Origin of the sequence: Oceanobacillus sp. FSL K6-3682, from assembly GCF_037976165.1 — a bacterium.
GTDB lineage: Bacteria > Bacillota > Bacilli > Bacillales > Amphibacillaceae > Oceanobacillus > Oceanobacillus sojae.
Map to the genome: position 1 here is coordinate 1,778,902 of NZ_CP150263.1, position 26,253 is coordinate 1,805,154.

A 26,253-nucleotide genomic window follows, 5' to 3' on the forward strand; every position below is an offset into this window, starting at 1 on the left:
AAGATATTAAGATCATTTGATAAATTTAAGTAAGAGAGGAAAAGAGGAATTAATAATGATAACAGAATTACAAAGTTCAGAATTCTACAAATGTAAAGAGTTATTACATGAGCAAGGTCAATTAGAAGCGAAGGCAGTCGTGGAAGGAGTAAACCCTGGCCGTGTTTTTGTTGATAATGTAGAGACTCCTGCTTCAGGGCTTATCTGGTTAGGTAATAACGATGGTTTTTTCTTTATTGGTAACGAGAGTAATGAAGCATTTAATAGTGAATTAAATTATTTTATTGATACGATAATCATACCGGAAGCGAGAAAGATTGAGCTAACTTGGTTTGAAGGGATTGGTGATCATAACAAATGGGATAAGACGATAAAAAGGGTGTTTGAAAATCGTCATTTAGGAAGCTGGGATCAGAGAGTTTATATTTTGCAAAAAGAGGATTATAAAGGAAACAGCTTTGAACCAGTTATTAAAGCAGGTTATAGTGTAGTCAAAATTTCTGAGAATCTTTTTCAAAATAGAGATCAATCAGTTGAAAATATCGATTTTTTACATTCAAGGATATTAGAATCCTGGTCTTCCATCAACAGCTTTTTAGAAAAAGGCATAGGTTATTGTGTGATATATAAAAATAAAATTGTAAGCATCTGCTTTTCAAATTTTGCAGTTGATAATATGCACGCTATTGCAATCGAAACCATAGAAGAACACCAGGGTAAAAAGTTGGCGCAAAAAGCAGCTCTAGTTTATGTGAGGGAGTGCTTGAAAAATAATCTTATTCCATATTGGGATTGTATGGATTCTAACAAGCCCTCAATTGCAGTTGCTGAGAATATCGGATTTAGAAATGTATTTAATTATACAGGCTATGAATTTAAGATTGAGTAATGTTTTACTCAATAATTAGCAGATTATTTTTCTGGAAATTAGTACAATCATAAAGATTTTTATGTTAAAATATAGTAAAAAAGGGGGTAATTATCATAGCTGAGAAAAGCGGGAAAGAAATTTTATTAACAGAAAGCGAAAAGAATTTTAATGCATTGTTTGAGTTGATTGAATCCATCCCTGCCAGAAAGAGAACGATTACCGTTGAAACTGGAGAGAGGGATAAAAATTTTCGTGATGTATTAATGCATCTTTATGAGTGGCACGCAATGCTTGAGAGATGGTACAGAGAAGGGATGAATGGAGATATGCCTTTTATGCCGGCGCCGGGTTATATGTGGAGAACTATCAAACTCCTTAATATGCAGATTTGGGAGAATCACCAGGATGTAACGATAAATCAAGCCATGAAAAAATTGAAGCTGAGTCATGAAAGAGTAATGAATCTTGTTCAATCACATACGAATGAAGAAATTATGACGAAGAAATATTATAAGTGGACAAAAACAAGTAATTTATATAGTTATTTTGCTGCGAACACTTATAAACATTACATATGGGCAATAAAAAAATGTGAGGTTATTGCCGAATCTATTAAAGTACGTGATCAAAAAGTCCTGTAAACAGGACCAAGAAGTTCAAGGCGACGAGCTTTTTCTGAACGGACTTGCGCGTGTTGTGATGACTTCTGTGTTGTCCACAAATGTTTTCGGTGGGACGAGTAATCGCAAAAGCCCTTCGATGGGGCGAGTAATCGCAGTCCCAGTCTCATCGGAAAAAGCTCGTCAACGCACTTCCGCAGGATGCGGTGGCTTCTACGTTGCCCACACGACGTGGGCGTTCTTAGTAGAAGATCCTCTTATCGCCGTGTCATCTTTATTGGACTTTTTGAACATCCTCTTAAAGAAAAAACTTTAAAGTAATAGTCATTATATAGTGTAGTAATGTAAAGGAGCAAAGACTGAAAGAAAATTCATTGTTAATTAGGAGAAACAGTATGGAAGATTTAAGTTTTAAAAAGTTTCTTAAAAGAAGGATGAATTGGTTATATTAATGACAAGTAATGTTTGGAATTTCCATTCTAGAGTAGTGGATGAGTCTAGTACAGGCAAATTATCGTATTTTTAAATCTGATAAAAGAAGGGGATTTAATGGATTATGTAAAAGAATTAAGAAAATTAGTCGGCACCAGACCATTAATTTTACCTGGTTCTGTTGTAATTATGCTTAATAATGATAATCAAATTCTACTTCAGCATAGACATGATGGAGGTTGGGGAGTGCCAGGAGGATTAATGGAACTGGGAGAAAGTCTGGAGGATACAGCAAGAAGAGAAGTGAAAGAGGAAACGGGTCTTACGGTAGGGAGTCTGAAGCTGCTTGATGTATTTTCCGGACCGGACTATTATTTTAAAGTTTCCAACGGTGATGAGCTATATTCCGTGACTGCTGTTTATTTGACCAATGATATACAGGGGGAAATGAATATAGATAAAAATGAATCTATTGATTTTAGATATTTCCATACAGATGATTTACCGGACACTTTAACGTTTGAAGCAAAGAATTATATGAAGCCTTATCTTAACCTTAAAAATAAATGATATAAGGAAAAATGGCATGCATACAATTATTTCAACTGAATTCAGATTATTAAAAACTTCTGCTATCTACGATTAAAAATGTAGATCAAATATTTATGTTAGATAAGGGAATGCTGGTGGAACAAGGAAGTCATCAAACATTGTTATCACAAAAGAGTCATTACTTTAAGCCTATTCAGGCTGATGAATTGGCTGGCAGTAAGTTAGGAAGCTAGGAGATTTAGATTGTTGGAATAAAGCAATAATAAAATAGCGCATAGATTGTAGAAAAGTACCGCTCAGGCTGGCGGGAGTATTCCTTAGTCTGAGCGTTATTTTAAAGTAGTAACTCCATCTTCACTTACTTTGACATTTTGATATGGAAAAACAGTATTTAATATAGAATAAACTATTAGAAAAATAACTTGTGTTAGGAACGTTTGTTTGGTAACCTTGATATAAGGTTGAAAGTTTTGATTTACGATGAACCAAAATGAAACGATACGCTATAATATCTGTTTAGAAAAGTTATCGTTGCCCAAATATTTATGTTTACTCTAGATTAAGGATTTTATAATATTTAATGGCGGAATATTCGAAATGATAAATATATTTTTACTGAGATAGATGAACAATGGAAGACAGTTGAATTAGCCATAATAAAAAAAGATAAAGTAAACTTATCAAAAAGGAGTGTAAACCTATGAAAAAAGAAATTTTGATTTTTCTGCCAGAGAATTATGCAGATTGGGAGGGATCTTATATTTGCTCCGAATTAAATAACCCGAAAACCGGATATGCTGTAAAAACATTATCCCTTAGCAAGAATCCGGTCAAATCAATGGGCGGATTTACTGTTATTCCAGACTACACAATCAATGAAATACCCGAAAATTTTCATATGCTTATTATGGTTGGAGGTACAACCTGGGCGAAACCGCAAAATGAAGTTGTTAAATCAGTAGTAGATATGTGCGTAGAAAAGAAAATCCCGGTTGCAGCAATATGTGATGCTTGCACATTCCTGGCAGACAAAGGATATTTAGACCATATCAAACATACCGGAAATTCAGCTGCTCATTTAATAAAAGGTGCCCCGGGTTACAAAGGCAAAGAGCATTTCATCGAAAAACAGGCCGTTTCAACAAAGGGATTTATTACCGCTAACGGAACAGCTGCAGTTGAGTTTGCGAGAGAAATTCTAAAATACTTTGAGATTATGGAGCAGGCTGAATTGAAAGAATGGTATCAAATGTTTAAAAAAGGGTTTTATACAAGTTGAGGTTGATCTGAAGGTTTTATTTTCAAAAGCAGGTTTTGGTCGCAACAGAGCAAGTATGTTCATTTTAAATTATTTATTAAAAGTCTTCTTTTCCTTTTTGATAGAAGCCTTTTTAATATAAAATTTCCAGGAGAGGGGATGAAAAAAAACAGCACATATTGTATAATAAAAATATCGTATTTAAGCGGTGAAGGAGCGATTTTGCATGAGTAAAGAAGTAAAAGTGACAAATGAAGCTTTAATGCTAGCTATAAAGGAATTAATACAAAAAGTAGATAATCTGGGTTCAAAAGTCACTTCACTGGAAGGGAAGGTAGATAATCTAGATTCAAGAGTTATTTCGCTGGAAGAAAAGGTTGACAAACTGGATCTAAGGGTCACTTCACTGGAAGAAAAAGTAGATAAACTGGATTCAAGGGTTATTTCATTAGAAGAAAAAGTAGACAGACTGGATTCAAGGGTTACTTCATTAGAAGAAAAGGTAGACAAAGTAGATTCTAAATTAGATGTTTTATCAACAGAATTATTATCTACCAGGGCAGACGTGAATATTTTGAAGAAAGCTAAGTGAACATATTTTCCAAATAAAGTAAATTTATTGTTTGATAGAATAATAAATAAATCATAGATTATTTCAAACCATTAGTGTATCTAATATTAGATAGTGCTGTGGTTTTTTGTTGTAGAACAATTAAAGAGTATTCCTGCATAATAATCCTGTAGTAGAGTAACGAACAACTGTATTGTACTTCATTTATGATACAATTGTAAGTAGCCTCATTTGGAACGATTAAAATATTTTTTTAGAAACTTATATATAGTAAAGGTTTATACAAAGGAAGGCGGTCCTATAAATTTTGAACAAGAAAAAAATAGACTATTCCAACCTTATTGCTAATCTGCTTCTTGCCGGCCTCGTAATTGTTAGTGCAGCAGTTATTGTGGCCATCCCCATTATGATAATATATGGCTTATCAAATATCTTAGCAGGCTGGAATCTTATTGAAATACGATTCTTTGATAATATTTTCATTAATATTCTTTATTTTGGCGGCTTGCTTTTTCTTTCTTATCTTGTAGGAATAATTTTTAATCTGTTATATCAGTTTATTCTTAAATTGGCAAAGATGAAAGAAACGAAGAAGGTAATGTTTCTGAGTTATATGGTGCAGCTGCTATGTAGTGTTATTTTTTATAAAAGCTTTATTGAGCCTCTATTTACGAGAATTAATATATCATGGGAAGGAACAGCCATTTTATTCTTCTGCTTGTATTTGTCTGCTTTTGTTATCAGCGAAGATTATAAAATTTTTTCTGATAAAAAAAGCTGACACTATCTTGATTTTAAATCAATTGCAGCAGGATCCCTATATTTTGGGATTACCCTTGACGAATCCAACGCTTCCATGTAAAGTAATCTGTAATTATTCGTATAATTCCATATATTCTTATCCAGAAAGGTGGAGGGACTGGCCCGTTGAAGCCTTAGCAGCAGACACTAATTTGTACTGTGCTAATTCCAGAAGCATTTTTGCTTGAAGATAAGAAGAGATTTTACTATACCAAACCTCTTCTATTTTCAGAAGGGGTTTTTTAATTGGATTATAGAATGAAGATAGCAGGTAGAGAGGAAGGGGTATTCGATGACAATATCAACAGAAACAAAAAATACACGAGCTCCGTTCAGAGCAGATCATGTAGGGAGCTTTCTCCGTCCCCAGCGTTTAAAGGAAGCTCGCGCGCAAAAAGCAAAAGGAGAAATCAGTCCTGAACAATTGCGGCAGATTGAAGATGAGGAAATTATCAAACTGGTAGAGCAGCAGAAGGAAGCCGGTCTTCAATCAGTGACAGATGGCGAGTTTCGCCGTGCCTGGTGGCATTTTGATTTTCTGGAAGGCTTAGATGGTGTAGAAGGTTACACCGCTGAACAAGGTTTACAGTTTACGGGAGTAGAAACCAAAAAGCGGGGTATTAAAGTAACAGGTAAAATTGGTTTCAGTGACCATTATATGCTTGAGCATTATAAATTTCTTCATGGTATTGCCGGAGATGCTGTTGCCAAATTTGCGATTCCAAGTCCGAATATGCTCTTTTTCCGGGCGGATTTTGAAAAGGGTATTTATGAAAGTGATGAAGCAATTATCGATGACCTGGTTACTGCTTATCAAGGAGCCATTCAGGCATTATATGATGAAGGCTGCCGCTACTTACAGCTGGATGATACTTCCTGGGCAACCTTTTTCTCAGAAAAGGGGAGAAACTCTTTGATTGAAAAAGGAAGAGATCCCGAGAAAACAGCGGAATTATGTGCAAGAGCAATTAATGAATCGATTGCAAACAGACCGGATGATATGCTGGTGACGATGCATATTTGCCGGGGAAATTTTCAGTCTACCTATATGTCAAGCGGCGGTTACGAAGCCATGTCAGAAACCATTTTTGGAGGTCTGCAGGTTGATGGACTTTTCCTGGAATTTGATGATGATCGTTCGGGCGGATTTGAACCGCTGCGTCATGTGAACCGCGATGATTTGTATATTGTGCTTGGGCTTATCACTTCTAAATTCAGTGAACTGGAAGATCCAGAGGCTGTTAAAGCAAGAATAGCAGAAGCTGCGGAATATGTACCGTTGAATCAGCTTTGTTTGAGCCCTCAATGCGGGTTTGCTTCCACAGAAGAAGGGAATTTGCTGACTGAGGCGCAGCAATGGGGAAAAATCCGCCATGTTGTTCAAATAGCAGAAGACGTGTGGAAATAAATTTTACTAGAAAAAGGGGATTTGGAGAGGGATCTTTCCGAGTCTCCTTTTTAATGTCATTCTACATATGTTTATAGCGGCGTTTATTTTAAACAGGGAAAGACATTAATATAATTTTTTGATATATTAGAAATGTACAATAAGAATATTCGGCTATTTTTATTCCTTTTTAAATGGATAATATAACTTAATAAGGTGGTATAAAATGGAGATACGCAGTTTAATAAGCTCTGATTATGATGTCTTGGCTCCAAGGATAAATGATTGGTGGGGCGGCCGTGATATGGCAGGTATGCTGCCTAAGTTATTTTTTAATCACTTTAAAAATACAAGCTTTGTTGCAGAAGAAGGTAGTGAAATTATAGGATTTGTAATCGGGTTCCTGTCCCAGGATGAGTTAGATGAAGCCTATATTCATTTTGTTGGTGTCCATCCGGATTACCGGAAGAAAAATATTGGAAAAGTCCTTTATGAAAAATTCTTCGCCAAGGTTAAAATGGCAAATCGAAGTGTCATCCGCTGCATCACTTCACCAGTAAATAAAACGTCAATTGCCTTTCATCAAAGAATGGGATTTGTTATTGAACATGGAGATAAAATAGTAGACGGGGTGTCTGTAAAGGCGAATTATGATGGATTGAATAATGATAGAGTTTTGTTTAAAAAAGATCTGATATAAGTCCTTGTAAAAATGCCTATATTAATTGGAGGAAATTAAATGATACGAAAACTGACAAAAGAGGATCATACAAAAGTAATGGAGCTGATTGAGCCGAAAGCTGCAGAAAACCTGTTTATAATCGGTGATATTGAAGCGTTTGGCTACGATTCTGATGTGCAGGACGTCTGGGGACAATGGGAACAGGATAATCTAATCGCTATTCTCCTGCGCTATCGTGAGAATTACATAATTTATAGCGAAACGGAATATGATCTGAAAGGGTTTGCGGAGATTATTAACAGCTATAAGCAACGATGTAATTTTAGTGGTCTGAAGTATATTGTGGAGCCATTATTACCATATATTGATAAAGTTACCCGTGTACATAGAGAAATGTATTATGCAGCTTGTGAAGAATTAAGCTATACGGTGAATGCAGAACAAATAAAGCAGGTTGAGCATTTGAAGCCGGCTGATTATGAAGAGAATATAAAGATGCTGGCCTCTATACCTGAATTTTCATCCAGTAATATAACAATAGAAACAAGAGAGAATGAGGAGAAAAATAGAACAGGCCGTACCTATTTTATCCGTGATGAAAAAGGTACGATGGCTGCATCTGCATCGACGACTGCTGAGAATTCTCATTCTGCAATGATCGTTGGCGTATGCACACGGCCGGGATATGAACGGCAGGGTTTTGCAACGAAATGTATGGAAAAACTATGTCTTACCTTATTAGAAGAAGGAAAATCACTTTGTCTTTTCTATGACAATCCGGCAGCCGGGAATATTTATAAAAGATTGGGATTTGAGGATATTGGAATGTGGACGATGCTTCGCTATGAGGCGGAATAATTTTTAATTTTATCTAAATAAGGAGATGGCAGCTTTGAAAATTATTTCTTTTGAAAAAGAATTTGGAGCATCTGTAGATACTGAGTCAGCGAAATTTACTGCCAGCCGGATTTTGCTGGATGCCAGTGATATCCGAATGGGATATATGTACCTTGGAAAAGATGATAAAATTCCATTTCACGAGGCTCAGGCAGATCAGTTTTTTATGATTGTAACGGGAGCGGGCTGGGTCTGTGATGGAGATAAGAATAGACTTCCTGTAACCTCTGGAAAAGCGGCTTTTTGGAAAAAGGGAGAATTTCATGCTGCTGGAACGGATTCTCAGATGACTGCGATGGTTATAGAAGGACAGAATTTAAATACGCAAAATATGCCTGTTTTAAAGAATGTTATCAAAAGTGAGTGGTAAACATGAATAAGGAGAAAAGAATTTTAATTATTGAGGATGATCAGGAAATCAGCAAACTGTTGCACGTTATTTTAACAAAAATGGATCTGACGCCAATATCTGCTTATTCGGGTACAGAAGGTCTGCTGCAGCTGAAAAGTAGTACATTTGATTTGATTTTATTAGATTTGATGTTGCCGGGAATAAGCGGAGAAGAATTTATTACACAGGTCAGGGAAGAGAGTACAATCCCCATTATTGTGATTTCCGCAAAAGTCGGTATTGATGATAAAGTTCAACTCTTGAAGATGGGGGCCGATGATTATATAACGAAGCCATTTCACCAGAAAGAAGTAGAGGCCCGCGTGGAAGTGCAACTGCGAAAATCGGTTGTCCAACCCTCCCAAGAAGACGAAAAAGTATGGCGCAATCTGAGAATTTTTCCAGAAAAGCTGTCTGTCACATTGGAGAACAAATCATTGCAGATAACCAATGCGGAGTTTGATATTTTGAGCTTATTAATCGATCATCCAGAGCACGCATTTTCTAAAAGAGAAATATATGAAAAAATTTGGAAAGGCACGTATGTAGGGGATGATAATACTATTAGTGTCCATATTTCCAATCTGCGCAGAAAAATGGCCGGGGTGACCGCCGAAGAGTATATCAAAACAATTTGGGGAGTAGGCTTTATGTTGGTTTAATCCCAATTTGTTTTTCTTTACGAATTCTTTATGATTCGCTTAAAGAATTTTAAAGGGTCCTGCGCTAAACTAGGTAACAAGAACATTTAGTGAAGGAGCCGAGAAGATGAGTGCTGTTATTCAGACGTACACATTAACGAAGAAGTTTAAGCAGGATGAAGTTATTAAACCGCTGGATTTTTCTGTGGAGAAAGGAGAGATTTGTGCTTTAATTGGTAAAAATGGAGCCGGAAAATCAACTATTTTTAAAATGCTTTCGGGCCAGTTAACGCCGACAACTGGAGAAATTTACTTATTTGGAAAGTCAGGCAAAGATATGATTCAAGCAAAAAGAAGAATGGGATTTATGATTGAGACACCTGTCTTTTTTCCGGATTTTACAGCAATTCAAAATTTGGAGTACTTCCGGATTCAAAGAGGAGTCGCAGAAAAAAAGCGGATAAATGAAGTGTTAGAAATTGTCGGGCTGGCAAATCAAAAGAAGAAAAAATTTGGAGAATACTCCATGGGTATGAAGCAGCGGCTGGGAATAGCTCTTTCTCTCTTAAGCAGCCCGGATTGTTTAGTGCTTGATGAGCCAATTAACGGTTTAGATGCAGAAGGTATTATGGAAATTCGCAGACTATTAATTCAGTTAAACCAGGAAAAACAAATAACCATTTTGATTTCCAGCCATATTTTGACGGAATTGCAGCTGGTAGCAACCCGTTTTGTATTTATTAAGAATGGTGTGATTGTCGAGGATGTCAGCAAGCAGCTTCTGAATGAAAAAAGCAGGAAACAAATCCATTTAAAGGTGGATGACACAGGAAAGACCGCACAGCTTTTAGAACGTGCCTATGAGGATATCCAATATAAATCCGTTCCTGATCAAATAATCACCATACAAAATCATATAGAAAAGGCTGGGGAAATAAACCGCCTTTTAATCAAAAATGATGTACTTGTGATGGAATTCCGTGTGGAAGCGCTGAATTTAGAAGAATACTTCTTAGGATTAGTGGAGGGGGCAGGAGAGAAATGATCAACTATTTGAAAAGTGAGAACTACCGTATATTGCGTAAAAAAAGCCTTTATTTGACGACGGCTATTTGCTTTATTCTAATTACTGCAGCAGCATTTGTTCTGTATTATTTTAATGAAGCAGATGCGCATTTTCCTTATGGCACAAGTTCGTTTTTTTATTCAAATGTTCTTGGTATGGGTGTGCTGATTATAATTATTTCCTTTGTGTATAATGCAACATTGACAGGGAAGGACATATCTCTTACTAAACAAGCTGTCTCCTTTGGTATTTCCCAAAGTAGTATTTTCTGGTCAAAATTAATGCTGACTTTATGTTATTTTATGTTCGTTTGTATAGCTGGTATACTCCTGATGATTGGATTAGGAGAGATCCTTTTTGCTAAAGAGCCGGAGACAACCGGCAATTTCTTAATTGCCAGCTTTAATATGGTGCCGATTGTACTTAGTGGCTTTATATTGATACACACATTGAAAATGCTGAAAATCAGTGATATATATAATATCATTATTATTGCATTTATATATATTTTCTCAGGTGATTTGCTGTATTTCGTATTTCGTCAAATGAATGGATGGAATGAGTTTTACTTATTTGCCCCAAGCACACAGCTGAATGACAATTTAATGAGCTTTATGCATCAATCTGTGCAATTAGATTATCATTATTGGGTGACAGGTATTGTAATCAGTGTTATTGCTTTATTCATCGGAGCGGCAACGTTTACGAAACAGGATATTGGTTGATTTATGGAGGGATAGAAGTGAACAGCTGGTTGATTATTGTTATATTGAGTATATTATTAATTGTTTGTATCGGCATGCTGTTGTTACTTCATTGGGATATCAGAAGGATAACTGCTCAGCTCAAAGATATTAATGAAAACTTTGGTACAAATGAATTAATCCGTACAAATACACACAGCAGAGGCCTGATTCGGTTTATTACCAATATCAATCAGCTGATTCATTTATTTAAGAAGGACCAGCAGAATAACCAGAAGAGAGAAGAAGAATTAAAGCAGGAAATTACCAATCTCTCGCATGATTTAAGAACACCCTTAACCTCGATTAAAGGATTTTCAGAATTGCTGACAGATTCCTCTTTGTCAGATGCAGAGAAAAAAGAGTTTTTATCTATTATTCAAAAGAAGATTGGCAATCTGACTATGATGGTTGATTTATTCTACGAGCTCTCTCAAATAAATTCCTCTGATCAGCAATTAAGTATGGAACGAGTATCTTTGGACCAGCTGATTGTGGAGACAATGCTGATGTTCTATCATGATTTTGAAGAAAAGGAGCTTAAAATTGAGATAGATGAAACTCCTGTATCTCCTGTTTTAGCTGATAAAAAAGCAGTCGATCGGATTATCAGCAATATTGTTCAAAATGCTTTAAGATATGCGGAAACTTACTTCACTATTAAGCTGAAGGAAGAAGGGAAATTTATCCTTCTTCAGGCAGAGAATGATATCTCTGATTTTCCTGAAACCGAGCTTCAGCGGATTTTTGACCGGACATACCGGATGGATAGCAGTCGAACGGGAGACCAGCTTGGATTGGGTCTGCATATTGTCAGGCAATTGGTTCATAAGCTGGAGGGAAAAATAGATGCAAATGTCACTGGAGATAAGTTTCAGCTGGTTGTATCGTTAAAAAAATGGGCGTAACCACTCAAAGACAGTATTAAAAAGATAGAAAACCTCATGTGTTTTAGAGATGCTTTCAATACAGCTGCTTATTTTAAGTAAAAGCACCTGCGTTTGAAGCATTTTTTTATTCCTTTTGATTTCCTTCAACATAGCACCAGCAGCCCTGTCTTTGTTGAACTGTTTATAACTATATGATATAAATAATAAATAATGAATATTTTTTAATTATAAAGCATCTCTATCATGATAATGGAGGAAAACGGATGGAATTAAATATGGGTACAAATATAAAGAAAAGACGTCAGGAGTTAGGTCTCACTCAAAAAGAGCTTGCGTCAGGTATATGCACACAGGCACAAATAAGCAATATTGAAAAAGGTGTGCTGAATCCTTCCAGTCTTGTTTTGTTTGAACTCAGCAAAAGGTTACTGGTTGATATGAATTATTTCTTTGACACCAATCCTGTAAAGTCCAATGGGCATTTTAATGAAATAAAAAACATGATACACCAGTTGAAAGCGCAAAGGAACTATACTTCCATTAAATATATTGTAGACAATGAGCTGACAGTTAATATAAATAGATATTCTTCTTATGAACATCGCTATTTATTATGGCATAAAGGGATTTCACTTTATCATCTAACAAATAAGTTTAAAGAAAGTGTCCGGATGCTTGAGGATTTATTAAGCGTAGAAAACACCGATTCTGATAAATTGCTGAATATTAATGTAAAAACAAGTATTGCCACCATATATCAGGATGAGAAAGACTATCATAAAGCTCACCAGCTATACAAAGAAGCCTGGGATCAGTTAGAAGAAATGGAAGAAACAGATGATTTTGAAACAGAGCTGAAAATTCTGTTCGGTTTATCTCAGGCGCTGACTTATTTAGGGGAATACAACGAATCAAAATCGTATAGCTTACGGGCAATATCTATTTGTGTGAAAAGAAATACACTCTATATGCTTCCGGACAGCTATTATCAGACTGGTAATAATCTGGTGAAATTAAATAGAAAAGAGGAAGGCTTAGCTTATATCCAAACAGCAAAGACTTTATTTGAGATTCAGGGGAATACGAATATGGTGAATATTGTGAAGGGAATTTTAGAGGAACACAAATCTATATAGGAATGTGTATTGTGGGTAGTATAATGTAAAAAGATGAATATTGCTGCAGATAAACATAAAGCGGATAGAATTAACGTTTTCTATCCGCTTTATTGTATATCGTTCGATTGACTGTCTATCAATCAATAATATACATTTTTTCAATAATATTTTTAACCTTTTCATCATCGCCGGGATCAATAGAGACTAATTCTGGATTTTCAAGCATCTCTCTCATTTCCTCCTTAACGTCTTCTAAATCAATATCGTCAGGACGAGGAGTGCCTCCATACCAGCGATTTCCGTATGGAATGTTATAGACATTGATGGTGCCGTCGCCATTGCCGCTATATGTTACCATACCATCTACAATACGGGAGCCGGATACCTGAATAACATCCTCCGGGTAACTGACATCATTCTCCTCATCATTTGGATCAAGCGGTGTGCCTGCAGGAACATGATCTACATATAATTCATCGATATCCTGATTTGGTCCAAGCTGTAGCCAAACGCGGGCATATTCAATTTCTTCGGAGGAATAGCTGGATAATGCATTATCATCATCTTCTGAAGAGCTGTCATTACTTTCTTCATTTTCAACTGAGCTGTCGTCAGAAGAATCAGTATCCGATTCTTCACTTGAATTATTATCCGTATCATTTTCGCTGGAATTTTCATCAGACTCGTCTGTTGCTGTACTCTCGTCAGATTTATTATCATCTGTCACATTGTCATCTTCTGCTGTACCAGGTTCTTCAGCCGCTTCATTTGTTGCAGAATCATTATTATCACTCTCGTTTGTATTATCCGAGCAGGCAACCAGTACAAAGGTGATAAAAAGCAGAAGAAGGATACAACTGGTAAACTTTATTTGTTTCTTCATTTTATGACCGTTCCTTTCTTTTAATTAAAAATAGTTGTTATGCTATGAATGCCAATTCAATAAATATGATAAATTAATCATAAAGTATTCTGGGCGGCTTGTAAAACTTCGATAATCAAAGTAAATGGATAATTGAAGAAATATACTAAAAAATGAAAATCCGAATTGATAAAACGCATAATAAAGGCGAACTGACTTATTGGACAAGAAAAAGCTTTTGAAAGCAAGGATTACAGACAATAAACTCGTTTAGAATAAAAGAATTAATGCTGAAAAAGCAGTATCTGAGAAATTATATGTACAAAAAAACTGAGTCGAGCTTTAGCAGCTTGATTCAGTTTTTTTAGATAAATATTATCTTTTTCGTTTATTTTTCTTATTATCTAAGTTCAGGAACTCGCTGTTTTCACTTGCAAATTCCGTATCATGACCTGTTTTATTATGCTTATTGCGATTATTTTGTTTTCCTTTATCCTTGTTGCGATTTTTATTTTGTTCAGACATGATGGCACCTCCTGTAAATATTCATGATAATTTATACAATTAGTTTAACCATACATTTAAAAATTATAGGTGTACCATAAATATAAATTGTGAAGCAGGTATCTATTAGAAAAAAAATAGAATGTATGACATAATAGTATATCGAACGAATGTTTCTAATAAGTGAAAATAATAGTTGAAAACTGATTAATATGGCTTTAATGGAAAGGCGATGAATTCGAAATGGGAGTCCGGTTAATTTTAGCAGAAAAACCATCCGTCGCAAAAAATATTGCAGACGCATTAAAAATAAAAACCAAGAAAGATGGTTATTTTGAAGGGGATAACTATGTCATTACCTGGGCATTTGGCCATCTGGTCGAGTTATATGATGCAAAGGACTATGATGGAAAAATGCGAAGCTGGAAAATGGATAATTTTCCTTTTATCCCTTCTGAATTTAAATATAAGATAAAAAGCAGTCCCAGAAACCGGGCACAGACAGATGGCGGAGCTGCAAAGCAGTTAAAAACAATCCATACTCTGATGAGACGGAATGATGTAGAAGCAATTATTTCGGCATGTGATTATGACCGGGAAGGGCAGCTGATTGCTGACAGTATCATCTACCGGGGCGGTAAGAAACCAAAGGCTGCGGTGTATCGCCTGCTCTTGAATGAATGGACGCAAAATGAGGTGCTGCAGGGGCTGGAAAATCTCAAGCTGAATGCGGAGATGCAGCCGTTGCGGGATGCAGGGGTCAGCAGGCAATGGGCTGATTGGGTTATCGGCATTAACCTGACCTCCGTAGCAACTTTAAAATATCAGCAGGGGAAAAGTAAAGCACTCAATATAGGAAGAGTACTCCTGCCAACATTAAAAATCATCTATGACCGCGATCAGGAGATAAAAAATTTCAAACCTGAGGATTATTTTAAACTGACTGCAACCTTTCAGACAGCAGATAAACAGGAATATGAAGGTATTTATACAGAAAAGAAAGAGGATAAATTTAAGAAAAAAGAATTATTAGAGCCAATTCACGAGGCAATTCAAAACAAGCAGGCTGTCATTACAGATAAGCAGGTGGAGAAGAAAAAGGAATTTCCTCCGTTTTTATTCAATTTATCCAATCTGCAGGGGTTTATAACGAATAAGTACAAGGGATGGACTTCTGATAAGGTGTTAAAGGTGGCTCAGTCACTTTATGAGAAAAAGCTGATTACCTATCCAAGAACGTCCAGTATTGCACTGGAAGAGAGTTTGGTTGGAAAAACAGTCCATGTGTTAAAGGTACATGCTGAAGAGCTTCCTTATAAAGATGAAATTAAATTTATGAAAACAAAACGTGTTTTTAATAACGCAAAAGTGGAAAGTCATAGTGCAATCATTCCAACCTATATGAAGCCGAAACGACTTTCAGCGGATGAAGGAATTGTGTATACAGCAATTAAAAACCGCTTTATTATGCAATTTATGCCAATTGCTGAATATGAGGAAACAAAGCTGACTACGAAAATTCTGGAAGTGGAATTGCCAGGTATGTTCCATTCAAAAGGAAAGGTTCAGCTTGTGGAAGGCTGGAAAAAAGTTGAGAAAATCCAATCAAAGGATACATTACTGCCTGCGTTGAACAAGGAGGAGCTTGTAGATGTAACAGGTGCTGAGGTCACTTCCCATGTAACCAAGCCGCCAAAGAATCATACGGAAAGAACCCTGCTGCGTGTCATGGAAACATGCGGAAAAAGCTACAAAGAGGATGAAAGTGAAGAGCTGCTGGGCAGTATATTAACGGGTTTTAGTATTGGTACAGCTGCAACAAGAGCGGAAACCATTAAAAAATTAAAAGATGTAGGCTATATTACAACCGAAAGCAAGCATCTGCTTTGCACAGAGCTTGGCAATCGTCTTGTTGAGATCTTTCCTGTGAAAAATCTGTTTGACTTAGAATTCACTGGACGTCTTGAAAAAGGATTATCAGATATTCAAAAAGGAAAAGCAAGTAAACAGGAGTTTCTCCGGCTTGTTTTTGATTTCACCACGGAGTCAGTTGAAACAATTAAAGATGGAGAAGACATTATTATTAATAAAGTAGCCTCCACACGGGCAACCAATGAAGTATTGGGGACATGCCCGGAATGCGGCGGCAAGGTGATAGATGGTTATAAAGCCTTTAACTGCAGTAATTGGAAAAAGGGCTGTTCCTTTGCGATTTGGAAAAATGATAAATATTTAGCGTCGATGCGGAAAAAACCGACCAAAACAATGGTGAAAAAACTATTGAAAGAGAAGAAAGTCTTTGTGAAGGGTCTGACAAGTAAAAAAGGCAAGAAATTCAATGCTTATTTAAGCTATGAGAAGAATAAGGAAAATGACTATTATAGCTGGAAAATGGAATTTTCCAAGTGAAATAACCTGTGATGGATGTGCGCATCCCCAAGTTTCCAAGCTTTTAGCCGGAATATAGTGTATAATGGAAGCAGAGGTAGCATTATTTTAATAAACGGAGATATAAAGAATTGTATTTACCATGCTAAATTTTCCTCTAGACAGGATGCCCAACATGAAAAAGGTTATCGTAAGCACAAAGGAAAATCTGGATTATGGTACATTAATATGGATTTACGCAAATAACCGTAAAGTATACCGCAGCAGTAAAAGCATTGATGCCGATACGCCATTCCACCGTTATGATTCGCATTATATGGGAATGGTTGAAGATCTGTACAGAGATCAGGAAAAACATCCCCTTTTATTTCAAAGGATGATTGAGAGATCGGACCGGATTTTTGGAGTATGCTTGAATAAACGGCGAAATAGTGATGGTACACGGGACACGATAGTTCTATTTTTTTCGGATTGGGACAGTGTGCAGGATTTTGCTGAAGATGTCTTCCCAAGGCTATTAAAAGAGGAAGTAAAGAGAAGAAAAGCAGCTAAACAAAAATGGCTGGAGAGAGGGAAGCTATTCTCTGAAAAGAAAAAAATGTCACAATAAATGTTTTGGTAATCAGATAAGCTGTCCATGAGGTGATGTCACTTCATAGGGCAGCTTTTTATCTGAATTCATATGCTCAGAAATTATGTCTCTTTTAACTGAAAATATTGCTTAATCTCTCCAAGAATATACCTTCCCGCTTCGAGGATCATAAAGAAGATCAATGAAATCGCCAGGGCTTGGCGGATATAGTAAACTGACAATCTGTTTTACCTCTCGCCGTATAAGGTCATGCTGATAGGTAAATTTGAAATACTTAAAAATGATTCCTTTTCACATAGCAGATTGTGTAAAAAGGCAGTATACTAAAAAGTAGCATTTATTATTTAAATTTTCTGGATTTCGAAAGTTTATCAGATTGTCATTCACAAAACAATAGAGGGGAGGCTATACGATTGGATAGGAAGTATAATGATTTAATTGGAGATATGATTAAAGAAAATGACTACAGCTATGAAAAAGATTTACCAGGCAAGGGGAAGCCTTTGGCTAAAGATTATATTCAAAAGGATACTTTTCAACAATTTCAAAAAATAGCGAAGGATGCCGGCTATTTGCCCCCATGGCTGAAGCTGCAAAAAGAAATCAGCTTATTAGTGCAAGAAGCGCAGACAGAAGGGGATATCAAAAAAATTAACAAGCAGATTAAAAAGCATAACCGAATTTGTCCGGCGCCATTGCAAAAGAAATTTGTCAGCTTAGCTGATCTGGAAGCAGCGAAGAAAGAGTGGTAATCATAAATTAAAACTGGACCTGCAGGATATAGCTTATCCTTACACAGGTCCAGTCGGATTTCTCTTATACTTATTCCACTTTCTTTCCTTTTTTGTAAACAATTTTATCAGCTTGGACAGCTTTTATATCTTCCATTGGGTTTTCTTCGATAATGATAAAATCAGCGAGTTTGCCTTCCTCAATAGATCCTGCATGATCGTCGATTTTTAACAGCTCTGCTGCGTTAACGGAAGCGGATTGTAATGCCTGCAATGGCGTTAAGCCGGCCTCGACCATATGTTCAAGCTCCTCGGAAGATCCATTTTCAAAATCATTATAAGCGGTTCCGGAATCAGTTCCCATTGCAATTTTAACTCCAGCTTTTGCCGCTTTGCCGATACTTACAATATGTGCTTCCTGAACAGCGAGAGATTTTTTAACCATAAAATCAGGTAATTTGTCCGGATGCTGATTAATCGCCCATGGCGCCATTAGTGTTGGCACGAGATAGGTATCGTTTTCCAGCATCATTTGTATCGCTTCATCGTCAAGATAAATTCCATGCTCAATGGAATCTACACCAGCACGGATTGCGTTCTTGATTCCTTCTGTTCCCTGGGCATGGGCACAGGCTGTATAACCTTTATGATGTGCTTCATCCACCGCCGCACGCATTTCATCTACACTCAGCTGAATATCATGCGGTGTTTCTCCATCAATGCTTACGCCGCCGGTAGCCATTAATTTAATGTTTCGTGCACCATTTTTAATATTGGTACGAGCATTTTTACGAAGCTCGTCAACACCATCAGATTCGAGTCCCAATTCAACACCGTGTCCGCCGGTCATCACAAGCGCGGGACCGGATCCGATAATTCCTGGTGCTGTAATTTTATTTTCTTTTTCTAATTTAGATAATTGTAAATCAATGTCATCAGAAGAACCGACATCACGTATATATGTGACTCCATTTTTTAAAAGCTTGTTTAAGTTATCCACCGCAATATAAGTATTTACAACTGCTCCTGTTTTGACAGCATTCACGGAGGATAGACCGCCAATTTTGAAAAAAGGATCTAAAACAATATGTGTGTGGGCATTGATTAAACCTGGCATCACATATTTTCCTTTCAGGTCAATGACTTTATCTGCTGCTTTTGTTTCTTGATTGATAAATCGACCTGATTCTGTATCTACCGCAAAGTCAATTGCTTCAAAATCTGTGTTTTTACCGGTAAATACTTTAGCGTTTTTAAATAAAATCGTAGTCATTCTTGTCTCTCCTCATGATTGGTTTTTCTAATGTTGTATGAAAAATTTTAGAATACAGATAAATATATCATAAAAAAAGAGAGAATTGTGGGAATTTGTCTTAGAATTATTTTCTTGGGGAATTATTTACATGAAAATTAAAAAACAAAAGACACCCCTCAATTGGTCCACTGTAAAAGCAGTGAACCAATGAAAAGATTCCTCTATAAAAGCAGCTCTATTCTTCTCTGTCTGTCCAGTTCCAAAGTCTTGTTTCATCCAGCTGTAATGCATAGATTTCGTCATTTTCCCGCAGTTTCAGCAGTTCTTTTGTCGGCCCGGTGACAACCACACCATAATGATTGATCCCGTTCTCTTCAAAATATTGTATGGTTTCATCGATATGCAAATCATCCCAAACATATTTATTAGCCAGCTTTTCGTGGTTTGACAGGAAATGTAGTACTTTAAAAAATTGCTCATGCAGTATTTTACTGTCTCCATACTCATAAGTGGGAGAGGAGCTCGTTTCAGAAACAGTTCCTGAACCAAACCAACCTTTTTCTTCCTGTCTTTCTACGGTATGCATATCCTCCTCCAGCCAGATAGGACTGGCTGGAAATCCAAAAAAGAATGGATCGGGACTAGAAATAAAATCAATTTCATACTCATCCGACATGTCACCTTTTTGAACTCCGAACCAAAGAATTTCTAAATTATAGTTATCGAAGAGTTCATATACTTCATCTGTTTCAAGAAACTCATTGAAAGAAATATAAGCAGAGGATACTGTTCCTTCCGGTAAATTTTCAAGCTGCTCCCAATCAGAGTATTGTGCCTCTTCCTCACCAGGCAGATAAAAACCTGGCGATGCGGAATTGGCATTTGTAAATAAAGTATCATCCTGCCCTCTTAAATAAGAAAAGAAGAAGGACGATTTAGATTGACCGACTTCAAATATTTCATCTCCAACCTGTTTTCGCTTTGTTGTTTCTACATCCAATCCAAAGAATAAACCGCCCTGTGCTGAAGAATAGGACAAACTGCCATAGGGGTCTGTCAGTGCGGAAGTATAATCATTAACATTCATGATGATTTCTGATCTGTCCGGTGTCCCCCAGGAGTAATAGATGCCGGTACCTATCATGCTAATAAATAAAACACCAATAAATATAATAAAAACGAAAAAAGTTGTCTGAATCCGGGCTTTCCATTTTCCTCTCCGCAGGATTTTCTGCTCTTTTTTATTGAAAGAATTATTATTATTCTGCTTTTCTCCATTTTCAAAGATATTTTCCAGTGTATCGAGTTCCTTTTCAAATGCTTTTCTCTCTTCTTCTGTTAACTCGCCTTTTTCGTAGGCCTGTAATTTTTCTTCAAATGTTCTTTTCATTGGTTTTCATCCTTTCTCTGTCTGATTGCCTGTCTTCCTCGAAACAGCAATATTTTAAAATGACCGAGTTTTACATCCATTATCTGCGAGGCTTCTTTATAAGATAGCTCATGAATATCGTGAAGAATAATAGCGGTCCGCTGTTTATCCGGCAGCTGGTCAATGAGTGCTAAAACTTCTTGTACCTCTTCGCTTAAAATAAGCTGATGATGAATGTCTGCGTCATTTTTCTGTAGTTGCTGAAAGAAGTCCGTATCTGTAACGACATTTTTTCGATGCCTTCGATAATAATCAATATAAGTACGATAAGCTACGGTAAATAGCCAGGATTTTACGTTTTCATTATGATAAAATTCCAGATACAGATAAGCCCGCAAAAATGTTTCCTGCACCAGATCTTCAGCTGTATAATGGTCGCGGCTCAGAGAAAGAAGGAAGTGATAAACACCTCGAAAGTATAATTGATAAACCTGATCAATCGATTTCATGTGTTACTCCTTTCCATCTACACATAACACGTTTCAAATAAAAAAAAGTTACAGATTTATTTCAAGTTTAGTAAAATAAAATATATAATTGCCAGAGTGGTATTATATATAGTAGCATTACCGTATTTCAACGATTGTCAGCTATTATGCGATAAATCCGTTAAAAACTTTGATACGATTAAAAGAATATATAAAATGAAAGCAGATTGAAACCTTATTACAAATAAAATTCCTATGTTTTAGGGGGAGAAAATGAATGAACAAAGTAAAAGAAATAAAATTGCCTGGGAGTAGAGAGCTTATGAGTATTGGAATAAAAGATATGGAACGCCTCAAAAATTAGCTGGACAGATAGTGGAGAATTCGATTGCTCAATTGAAGAAGCATAAGGATTATTTTAAACATATAGAGGGGAAGAAGGTTGCCAATCTCTGCGGATCTAATGGCAAAAAAGCAGTTCCAATTGCTTTACTAGGCGCAGACGTTACTGTATTTGATATCTCGGAAGAAAATAAGCAGTATGCCTTGGAACTTGCCGGATATGCTAAAACCATTATTGATTATATTGTGACGGATATTTATGAAATTGACTTATCTGCGTATCAGAGCTATTTTGACGTACTATATCTGGAGGGCGGGATTTTGCATTATTTTGATGATATTGAAAAATTGATGAGCATACTTTACGCACTTTTAAAAACGGATGGGAAAATGATTTTGAGTGATTTTCATCCGTTAAGAAAATGTGTCTTGGCTGATAGTAAAAAGGTAAGTTACTTTGAGAATAAGAATCTCCAATTAGGTGACTTAGCTTATAAAGATTTTTTTGATGAAGCTGAGCAGACTGATTTTCCCAATGTATCTGTCCGTTTATATACATTAAGTGACATTATTAATGCTGTTATCGGATCCGGTTTCCAACTGGAAAAATTTGATGAACACCGCAGCTGGGATGGCGAGGATATACCTTGGGAATTTACGATACTTGCGAAAAAGTATAAATAAAAAATTTATCAATCTAGAAGGGGAAACAAAATGATCATTTCTACAATTATATTAGGCTGGTCAGGTATTATATTATTTCTTATAACTGCATTTATATTTCCGAAAATGGCCAAAAATAACGAATTTGCTTTTATCCATTTTTTATTGGCATGGATGTATGCCTTTTGGCTTCCTGTTCCTTTAGTTTTAAATCAGTTGCTGGATTTTGACTATCTGCAAATAGGAATTATTTTTGGATTTATCTATTTGTTTATGCTGATTATTACAATGGTTTTTCAAACGGGTCATATTACATATATCGTAAAGAATAATACCGGACAGGCAATTACTGATAAAGAGAGTAAATATATGATGGCAACACTGTCTGACCCATTTGAAGCTTTTGCGAATGTTTTTAAAATTATATGGGCATTATTTTTAGCGATTGGTTTTTGGAATAATGGAGAATATGTGATGGGATGCCTTATGATTTTATTTAGTTTATTTGGCGTTTATTATTTATTTCTGATTCTGAATAATATCTTAGTAACCCCCGTAAAGCTATTTGCTAAAGCAAAACCGAATGTTTATGTAACTAACTTGGAGACCTTTTTCTTCTTTTTAATTTTACTGATCTATATAACCTAATTGGTTCAAAGATTTTTTTACTATTTAATTACCGCAATATCAGATTGGAGTGAACACCTATGAGTAACCCGGTTATTCTGATACTTACCAAGGAAATTGATCTTTATTATACGTTTCGCGATAATATCCGGGAGGTTTTCGGAAATGAAATCCGGCTGCGCAGCAATCATTTTTTACCGGTTCATCTGGAGGATGTGGATTTAATCCTGTCTTCGGCCCCGGATAGCCTGGTTGAGGATTTTATTGATTTTGAGAAGACAAAGGCACCTATGCTGATTGCCAATCGATCTATTGATTTTAAAAAGCTGGAAAAATTATTTGAATTGCCTAAAGCGACACGATGTCTGCTTGTCAGCAATGATGAGGCTATTGCTTATGAATCTGTAACGATGCTGAAGTATTTGGGCTTCGACTACTTAGACTTTTACGCGTACTCCCCTGATATGGAGAACCCTCCTGATATGAAAGGCATTGATGTGGCGATTACACATGGATTAGCAAACCTTGTTCCGGCAGAGCTGGAAGCAGTTATCGATTTAGGAAACAGACGTCTTGATCTGAGTACACTTTTTGATATTTCAAAAATTCTTAAGTGTAATTTTGATCATGCTCATCATATAACGATGGGCTATGTGAAAAATTTTGCCCGAATTGGCAGAGAGCTTGCTAATTCTGTCCGAAACGAGAATTATATTAACTCCAGTTTGCAAGCTGTTCTCAATGCTGTTCAGGATGGTGTTGTTTTTATTGACAGTGGAGGACATGTTTCTTTATTTAATGAAGAAGCGGGCAATATTTTAGGAATAGACGGACAGGATGCCTTACATAAGCACTATGCGGATGTGTTACATGAATTTCAAATTGATAAAGTTATGGAGACAAAACAGCCAATTCCCAGGCAACTGATTCAAGTACATGGAATGAATCTGTTAGTTACGCTAAATCCGATTTTGCTTGATGAGGCTTTTTCGGGAATTGTTCTTGTTTTTCAAGATGTAACGCATGTAGAACGGATGGAGCAGGAGATAAGGAAAAAGAAGCTGCAAACAGGATTAACCACAAAGTATTCCTTTGATGACAACATTGGCAACGGCTATATGATTACGGAGACACAGCATATAGCGAAAAGGTTAGCCAGAAGTGACTATACCATACTAATCACCGGAGAAAGCGGAACAGGAAAAGAGATTTTTGCACAATCAATTCACGAGTATTCTTCCAGAAACAAAGGTCCTTTTGTGGCAGTAAACTTCGCAGGGATTTCCGAATCACTCGCGGAAAGTGAATTATTCGGCTACGAGGAAGGGGCTTTTACAGGAGCAAGAAAAGGTGGGAAAGCTGGCCTTTTTGAGTTAGCGCAAAACGGGACAATTTTCCTGGATGAAATAGGAGACGCGCCATTAAAAATTCAAGCAGCTATTTTGAGAGTGCTGCAGGAAAGACAGGTTATGCGGGTCGGAGGAAATAAAGTTATCCCAATTAACGTCCGGATTATTGCTGCAACTAATAAAAGCTTAGAGGAGATGGTCAGAAATGGAGAGTTCCGTGATGACTTGTTTTACCGTTTAAACCAATTGCCATTAAGGATACCTTCTTTATCCGAAAGAAGGGAAGATATTCCAGATTTAATAAAGTATTTCTTAGCACAGAAAAATAGCCAGTTGAATTTTCCATCGGATGTTATGGAGCAGCTTTCCTCTTATAGATGGCCGGGAAATATCCGGGAATTGGAAAGTCTGGTTACTTATTTGTCAGTTATTGTGAACGGGCCGGAAGTGAGTCTGGCTGATTTACCATCCAAAATGAAGGATAATCTGTTTACAGATGTCCAGACGGATAAAATAATCAGACTGCTTGAGCACTCAGGAGATATAAATCTTTTTAAGAATATTCTAGAATGCTTATCTATTACAGAGAACGAGAATACAGGTATTGGCCGTTCAACATTACAGGCAATGCTTTCTGATAAAATTTCTGAGAGTAGACTGCGTACAAAATTGGAAGTGCTTAAAAAATACGGTTTAATAGAAACTGGAATAAAAAAGCAGGGAACAAGAATAACGGAGCTCGGAGCAAAAATGATAAAACTTATTTAAATTTAGGAGTGTTTATAGGGCTATTTTGATCCTATAAATACTCCTAAATTTTGCTTGTTTTTGAAAAACAGCTGCTTGAAGCTTTATAATTTATTGGCATGTTTTTTGCATAAGGTACCTTATAGCGTTTTATTTAGAAGCAGAGCTTCTGTTAAATGTTTTTTCAGAAAATAAGTATTATTTAGCAAATGGAGGTCAGATGTATGATTACATTAATTAAAAATGCAGAAGTTTATGCTCCCGAGTCATTAGGGAAAGCATCTATTTTATTGGTTGATCAAAGAATTGCCAAAATAGGAGAAGTGGATGAGGAAGCGGTAAAAGGATTAGGTATTGACTATAAAATAGTAGATGCTGACGGCGCTTATGCTGTGCCGGGCTTTATTGATCCGCATGTTCATTTAATTGGCGGAGGCGGAGAAGGAGGCTTTGCGACCCGGACCCCGGAAATACAGCTGAGCGATATGATTCAGTCTGGAATTACAACGGTTGTCGGTCTTTTAGGTACAGATGGGACAACCCGTCATATGACTTCCCTTCTCGCAAAAGCTCGTGGACTGGAAGAGGAAGGAATGACAACATTTATTTATACAGGAAACTATGCGGTTCCTACAACGACAATAACGTCAAGTGTCAAGGAAGATATTATTCTGTTTGATAAAATTATTGGAGCTGCTGAGATTGCTATTTCTGATTCCCGCTCCGGACAGCCTTCCCTGCATGAGCTGGCTAAAATAGTAGGAGAAGCCCGTGTAGGCGGTATGCTCAGTGGGAAAGCAGGAGTAACGCATTTTCACACTGGTCCCGGGAAGGAATATTTATCACTCCTGCATCAGCTTTTAGAGGAGTATGAGCTTCCTGCTTCGAATCTTTATGCTACACATATTACCCGCAGTCAGGAGCTGCTGGATGATGCAATACGTCTGGCAAACAAAGGCAGCTATGTGGATATCACTGCTGATGATGAAACAGGTGAGTGGGTTGCGTACTATAAGAAGAATGGTGGCGATATGCAGCATTTAACGATTTCTTCAGATGGAAATGGCAGTCTGCCGAAATTTGATGAAGCAGGAAAAATGATTGGCTTTGGAGTAGCGAGTACCCAAACGTTGTACCAGCAAGTCATTGCCGCTGCGAAAAACCAAGCACTGTCTATAGAAGAAATTCTTCCGCTTGTAACGAGTAATACGGCAGAAGCATTGAAATTGAATAATAAAGGCGGCATCCAGGAAGGTAAAGATGCTGATGTACTTATTTTAGATAAAGAAACGCTGGCGCTTGAGCATGTATTTGCGAAAGGACGTCACATGCTGGAAAATAAAAAGCTTCTTGTAAAAGGAACCTTTGAAAAATAAAGAAATTTATACTGACAGATGAAGAGAGGAAGGATTTCAC

General features: G+C 36.6%; 27 protein-coding genes and 1 riboswitch. Of the genes, 22 read left to right on the forward strand and 5 right to left on the reverse strand.

Annotated elements, in window-relative coordinates:
* Nucleotides 1-55 precede the first annotated feature (55 nt).
* From MHH51_RS09000 to MHH51_RS09070, 15 genes are all read left to right on the forward strand, one after another.
* Nucleotides 56-889 carry a GNAT family N-acetyltransferase gene (locus MHH51_RS09000; RefSeq protein WP_260052015.1) on the forward strand — a complete coding sequence of 278 codons (834 nt, stop codon included), beginning with the start codon at nt 56-58 and terminating at the stop codon, nt 887-889.
* 95 nt (nt 890-984) lie between these two features.
* Nucleotides 985-1,512, forward strand: a complete 528-nt coding sequence (locus MHH51_RS09005; RefSeq protein WP_260052128.1) for a ClbS/DfsB family four-helix bundle protein — start codon at nt 985-987, stop codon at nt 1,510-1,512.
* 528 nt (nt 1,513-2,040) lie between these two features.
* Complete coding sequence (locus tag MHH51_RS09010; RefSeq protein WP_260052016.1) at nt 2,041-2,493, forward strand: NUDIX hydrolase; 453 nt, start codon at nt 2,041-2,043, stop codon at nt 2,491-2,493.
* 682 nt (nt 2,494-3,175) lie between these two features.
* Nucleotides 3,176-3,754 (forward strand): type 1 glutamine amidotransferase family protein, encoded by a 579-nt coding sequence (locus tag MHH51_RS09015; RefSeq protein ID WP_260052017.1) that lies wholly within the window; start codon nt 3,176-3,178, stop codon nt 3,752-3,754.
* Between the two features lie 205 nt (nt 3,755-3,959).
* The gene (locus MHH51_RS09020) at nt 3,960-4,325 is read left to right on the forward strand and encodes a hypothetical protein (protein ID WP_339285641.1); all 366 of its coding nucleotides are present in this window, start codon (nt 3,960-3,962) and stop codon (nt 4,323-4,325) included.
* Nucleotides 4,326-4,611: 286 nt separating this feature from the next.
* On the forward strand, nt 4,612-5,085 hold the full coding sequence (locus MHH51_RS09025; RefSeq protein WP_339285643.1) for a hypothetical protein: 474 nt from the start codon (nt 4,612-4,614) through the stop codon (nt 5,083-5,085).
* A 114-nt stretch (nt 5,086-5,199) separates the two neighbouring features.
* Nucleotides 5,200-5,302: riboswitch (SAM riboswitch) on the forward strand.
* A gap of 95 nt (nt 5,303-5,397) precedes the next feature.
* Nucleotides 5,398-6,513, forward strand: coding sequence for a 5-methyltetrahydropteroyltriglutamate--homocysteine S-methyltransferase (locus MHH51_RS09030; RefSeq protein ID WP_260052022.1), 1,116 nt, complete (start codon nt 5,398-5,400; stop codon nt 6,511-6,513).
* A gap of 205 nt (nt 6,514-6,718) precedes the next feature.
* Nucleotides 6,719-7,192 (forward strand): GNAT family N-acetyltransferase, encoded by a 474-nt coding sequence (locus MHH51_RS09035; protein WP_339285644.1) that lies wholly within the window; start codon nt 6,719-6,721, stop codon nt 7,190-7,192.
* 39 nt (nt 7,193-7,231) lie between these two features.
* The gene (locus tag MHH51_RS09040; RefSeq protein ID WP_339285646.1) at nt 7,232-8,032 is read left to right on the forward strand and encodes a GNAT family N-acetyltransferase; all 801 of its coding nucleotides are present in this window, start codon (nt 7,232-7,234) and stop codon (nt 8,030-8,032) included.
* A 34-nt stretch (nt 8,033-8,066) separates the two neighbouring features.
* A complete protein-coding gene (locus MHH51_RS09045; RefSeq protein ID WP_339285648.1) occupies nt 8,067-8,441 on the forward strand; it encodes a hypothetical protein in 375 nt (124 codons plus the stop codon).
* A gap of 2 nt (nt 8,442-8,443) precedes the next feature.
* Nucleotides 8,444-9,124 (forward strand): response regulator transcription factor, encoded by a 681-nt coding sequence (locus MHH51_RS09050; protein WP_339285649.1) that lies wholly within the window; start codon nt 8,444-8,446, stop codon nt 9,122-9,124.
* A 106-nt stretch (nt 9,125-9,230) separates the two neighbouring features.
* Nucleotides 9,231-10,148: an ABC transporter ATP-binding protein gene (locus MHH51_RS09055; protein WP_339285650.1), complete on the forward strand. Its 918-nt coding sequence runs from the start codon at nt 9,231-9,233 to the stop codon at nt 10,146-10,148.
* A complete protein-coding gene (locus tag MHH51_RS09060; protein WP_339285652.1) occupies nt 10,145-10,894 on the forward strand; it encodes an ABC transporter permease in 750 nt (249 codons plus the stop codon). Before MHH51_RS09055 ends, MHH51_RS09060 begins: the two co-directional genes overlap by 4 nt.
* A gap of 17 nt (nt 10,895-10,911) precedes the next feature.
* Complete coding sequence (locus tag MHH51_RS09065; RefSeq protein WP_339285653.1) at nt 10,912-11,820, forward strand: HAMP domain-containing sensor histidine kinase; 909 nt, start codon at nt 10,912-10,914, stop codon at nt 11,818-11,820.
* 245 nt (nt 11,821-12,065) lie between these two features.
* Nucleotides 12,066-12,938 (forward strand): helix-turn-helix domain-containing protein, encoded by an 873-nt coding sequence (locus MHH51_RS09070; RefSeq protein WP_339285654.1) that lies wholly within the window; start codon nt 12,066-12,068, stop codon nt 12,936-12,938.
* A 118-nt stretch (nt 12,939-13,056) separates the two neighbouring features.
* Here the strand turns inward: MHH51_RS09070 and MHH51_RS09075 are convergent, their stop codons facing one another.
* Together MHH51_RS09075 and MHH51_RS09080 are read right to left on the reverse strand one after the other, a co-directional pair.
* Nucleotides 13,057-13,803, reverse strand: coding sequence for a hypothetical protein (locus MHH51_RS09075; protein ID WP_339285655.1), 747 nt, complete (start codon nt 13,801-13,803; stop codon nt 13,057-13,059).
* Between the two features lie 354 nt (nt 13,804-14,157).
* The gene (locus MHH51_RS09080; RefSeq protein WP_175637156.1) at nt 14,158-14,307 is read right to left on the reverse strand and encodes a hypothetical protein; all 150 of its coding nucleotides are present in this window, start codon (nt 14,305-14,307) and stop codon (nt 14,158-14,160) included.
* A 222-nt stretch (nt 14,308-14,529) separates the two neighbouring features.
* On the opposite strand from MHH51_RS09080, the gene MHH51_RS09085 reads away from it, so the two are divergent.
* The 3 genes from MHH51_RS09085 to MHH51_RS09095 all read left to right on the forward strand — a co-directional run bounded on the left by MHH51_RS09085 (nt 14,530) and on the right by MHH51_RS09095 (nt 18,018).
* Nucleotides 14,530-16,695 (forward strand): DNA topoisomerase, encoded by a 2,166-nt coding sequence (locus MHH51_RS09085; RefSeq protein WP_339285656.1) that lies wholly within the window; start codon nt 14,530-14,532, stop codon nt 16,693-16,695.
* 154 nt (nt 16,696-16,849) lie between these two features.
* Nucleotides 16,850-17,284: a hypothetical protein gene (locus MHH51_RS09090; protein WP_077603521.1), complete on the forward strand. Its 435-nt coding sequence runs from the start codon at nt 16,850-16,852 to the stop codon at nt 17,282-17,284.
* 395 nt (nt 17,285-17,679) lie between these two features.
* Nucleotides 17,680-18,018, forward strand: a complete 339-nt coding sequence (locus MHH51_RS09095; RefSeq protein ID WP_077603520.1) for a DnaJ family domain-containing protein — start codon at nt 17,680-17,682, stop codon at nt 18,016-18,018.
* Nucleotides 18,019-18,088: 70 nt separating this feature from the next.
* Here MHH51_RS09095 and MHH51_RS09100 read toward each other — a convergent pair whose 3' ends face one another.
* The 3 genes from MHH51_RS09100 to MHH51_RS09110 form a co-directional block, all read right to left on the reverse strand.
* Nucleotides 18,089-19,270: an amidohydrolase family protein gene (locus MHH51_RS09100; RefSeq protein WP_339285658.1), complete on the reverse strand. Its 1,182-nt coding sequence runs from the start codon at nt 19,268-19,270 to the stop codon at nt 18,089-18,091.
* Between the two features lie 217 nt (nt 19,271-19,487).
* The gene (locus tag MHH51_RS09105; protein ID WP_147208655.1) at nt 19,488-20,642 is read right to left on the reverse strand and encodes an anti-sigma factor; all 1,155 of its coding nucleotides are present in this window, start codon (nt 20,640-20,642) and stop codon (nt 19,488-19,490) included.
* Nucleotides 20,639-21,130 (reverse strand): sigma-70 family RNA polymerase sigma factor, encoded by a 492-nt coding sequence (locus tag MHH51_RS09110; protein ID WP_339285660.1) that lies wholly within the window; start codon nt 21,128-21,130, stop codon nt 20,639-20,641. Before MHH51_RS09110 ends, MHH51_RS09105 begins: the two co-directional genes overlap by 4 nt.
* 354 nt (nt 21,131-21,484) lie before the next feature.
* Here MHH51_RS09110 and MHH51_RS09115 point away from each other — a divergent pair, with 354 nt between their 5' ends.
* The 4 genes from MHH51_RS09115 (at nt 21,485) to iadA (ending at nt 26,213) form a co-directional block, all read left to right on the forward strand.
* A complete protein-coding gene (locus MHH51_RS09115) occupies nt 21,485-22,135 on the forward strand; it encodes a methyltransferase domain-containing protein (RefSeq protein WP_339285662.1) in 651 nt (216 codons plus the stop codon).
* A 30-nt stretch (nt 22,136-22,165) separates the two neighbouring features.
* The gene (locus tag MHH51_RS09120; RefSeq protein WP_339285664.1) at nt 22,166-22,762 is read left to right on the forward strand and encodes a hypothetical protein; all 597 of its coding nucleotides are present in this window, start codon (nt 22,166-22,168) and stop codon (nt 22,760-22,762) included.
* Nucleotides 22,763-22,821: 59 nt separating this feature from the next.
* Entirely contained in the window at nt 22,822-24,858 is a 2,037-nt protein-coding gene (locus MHH51_RS09125; protein ID WP_339285666.1) for a sigma 54-interacting transcriptional regulator, read from the forward strand.
* Nucleotides 24,859-25,061: 203 nt separating this feature from the next.
* Entirely contained in the window at nt 25,062-26,213 is a 1,152-nt protein-coding gene (iadA, locus tag MHH51_RS09130; protein ID WP_339285668.1) for a beta-aspartyl-peptidase, read from the forward strand.
* Nucleotides 26,214-26,253 lie beyond the last annotated feature (40 nt).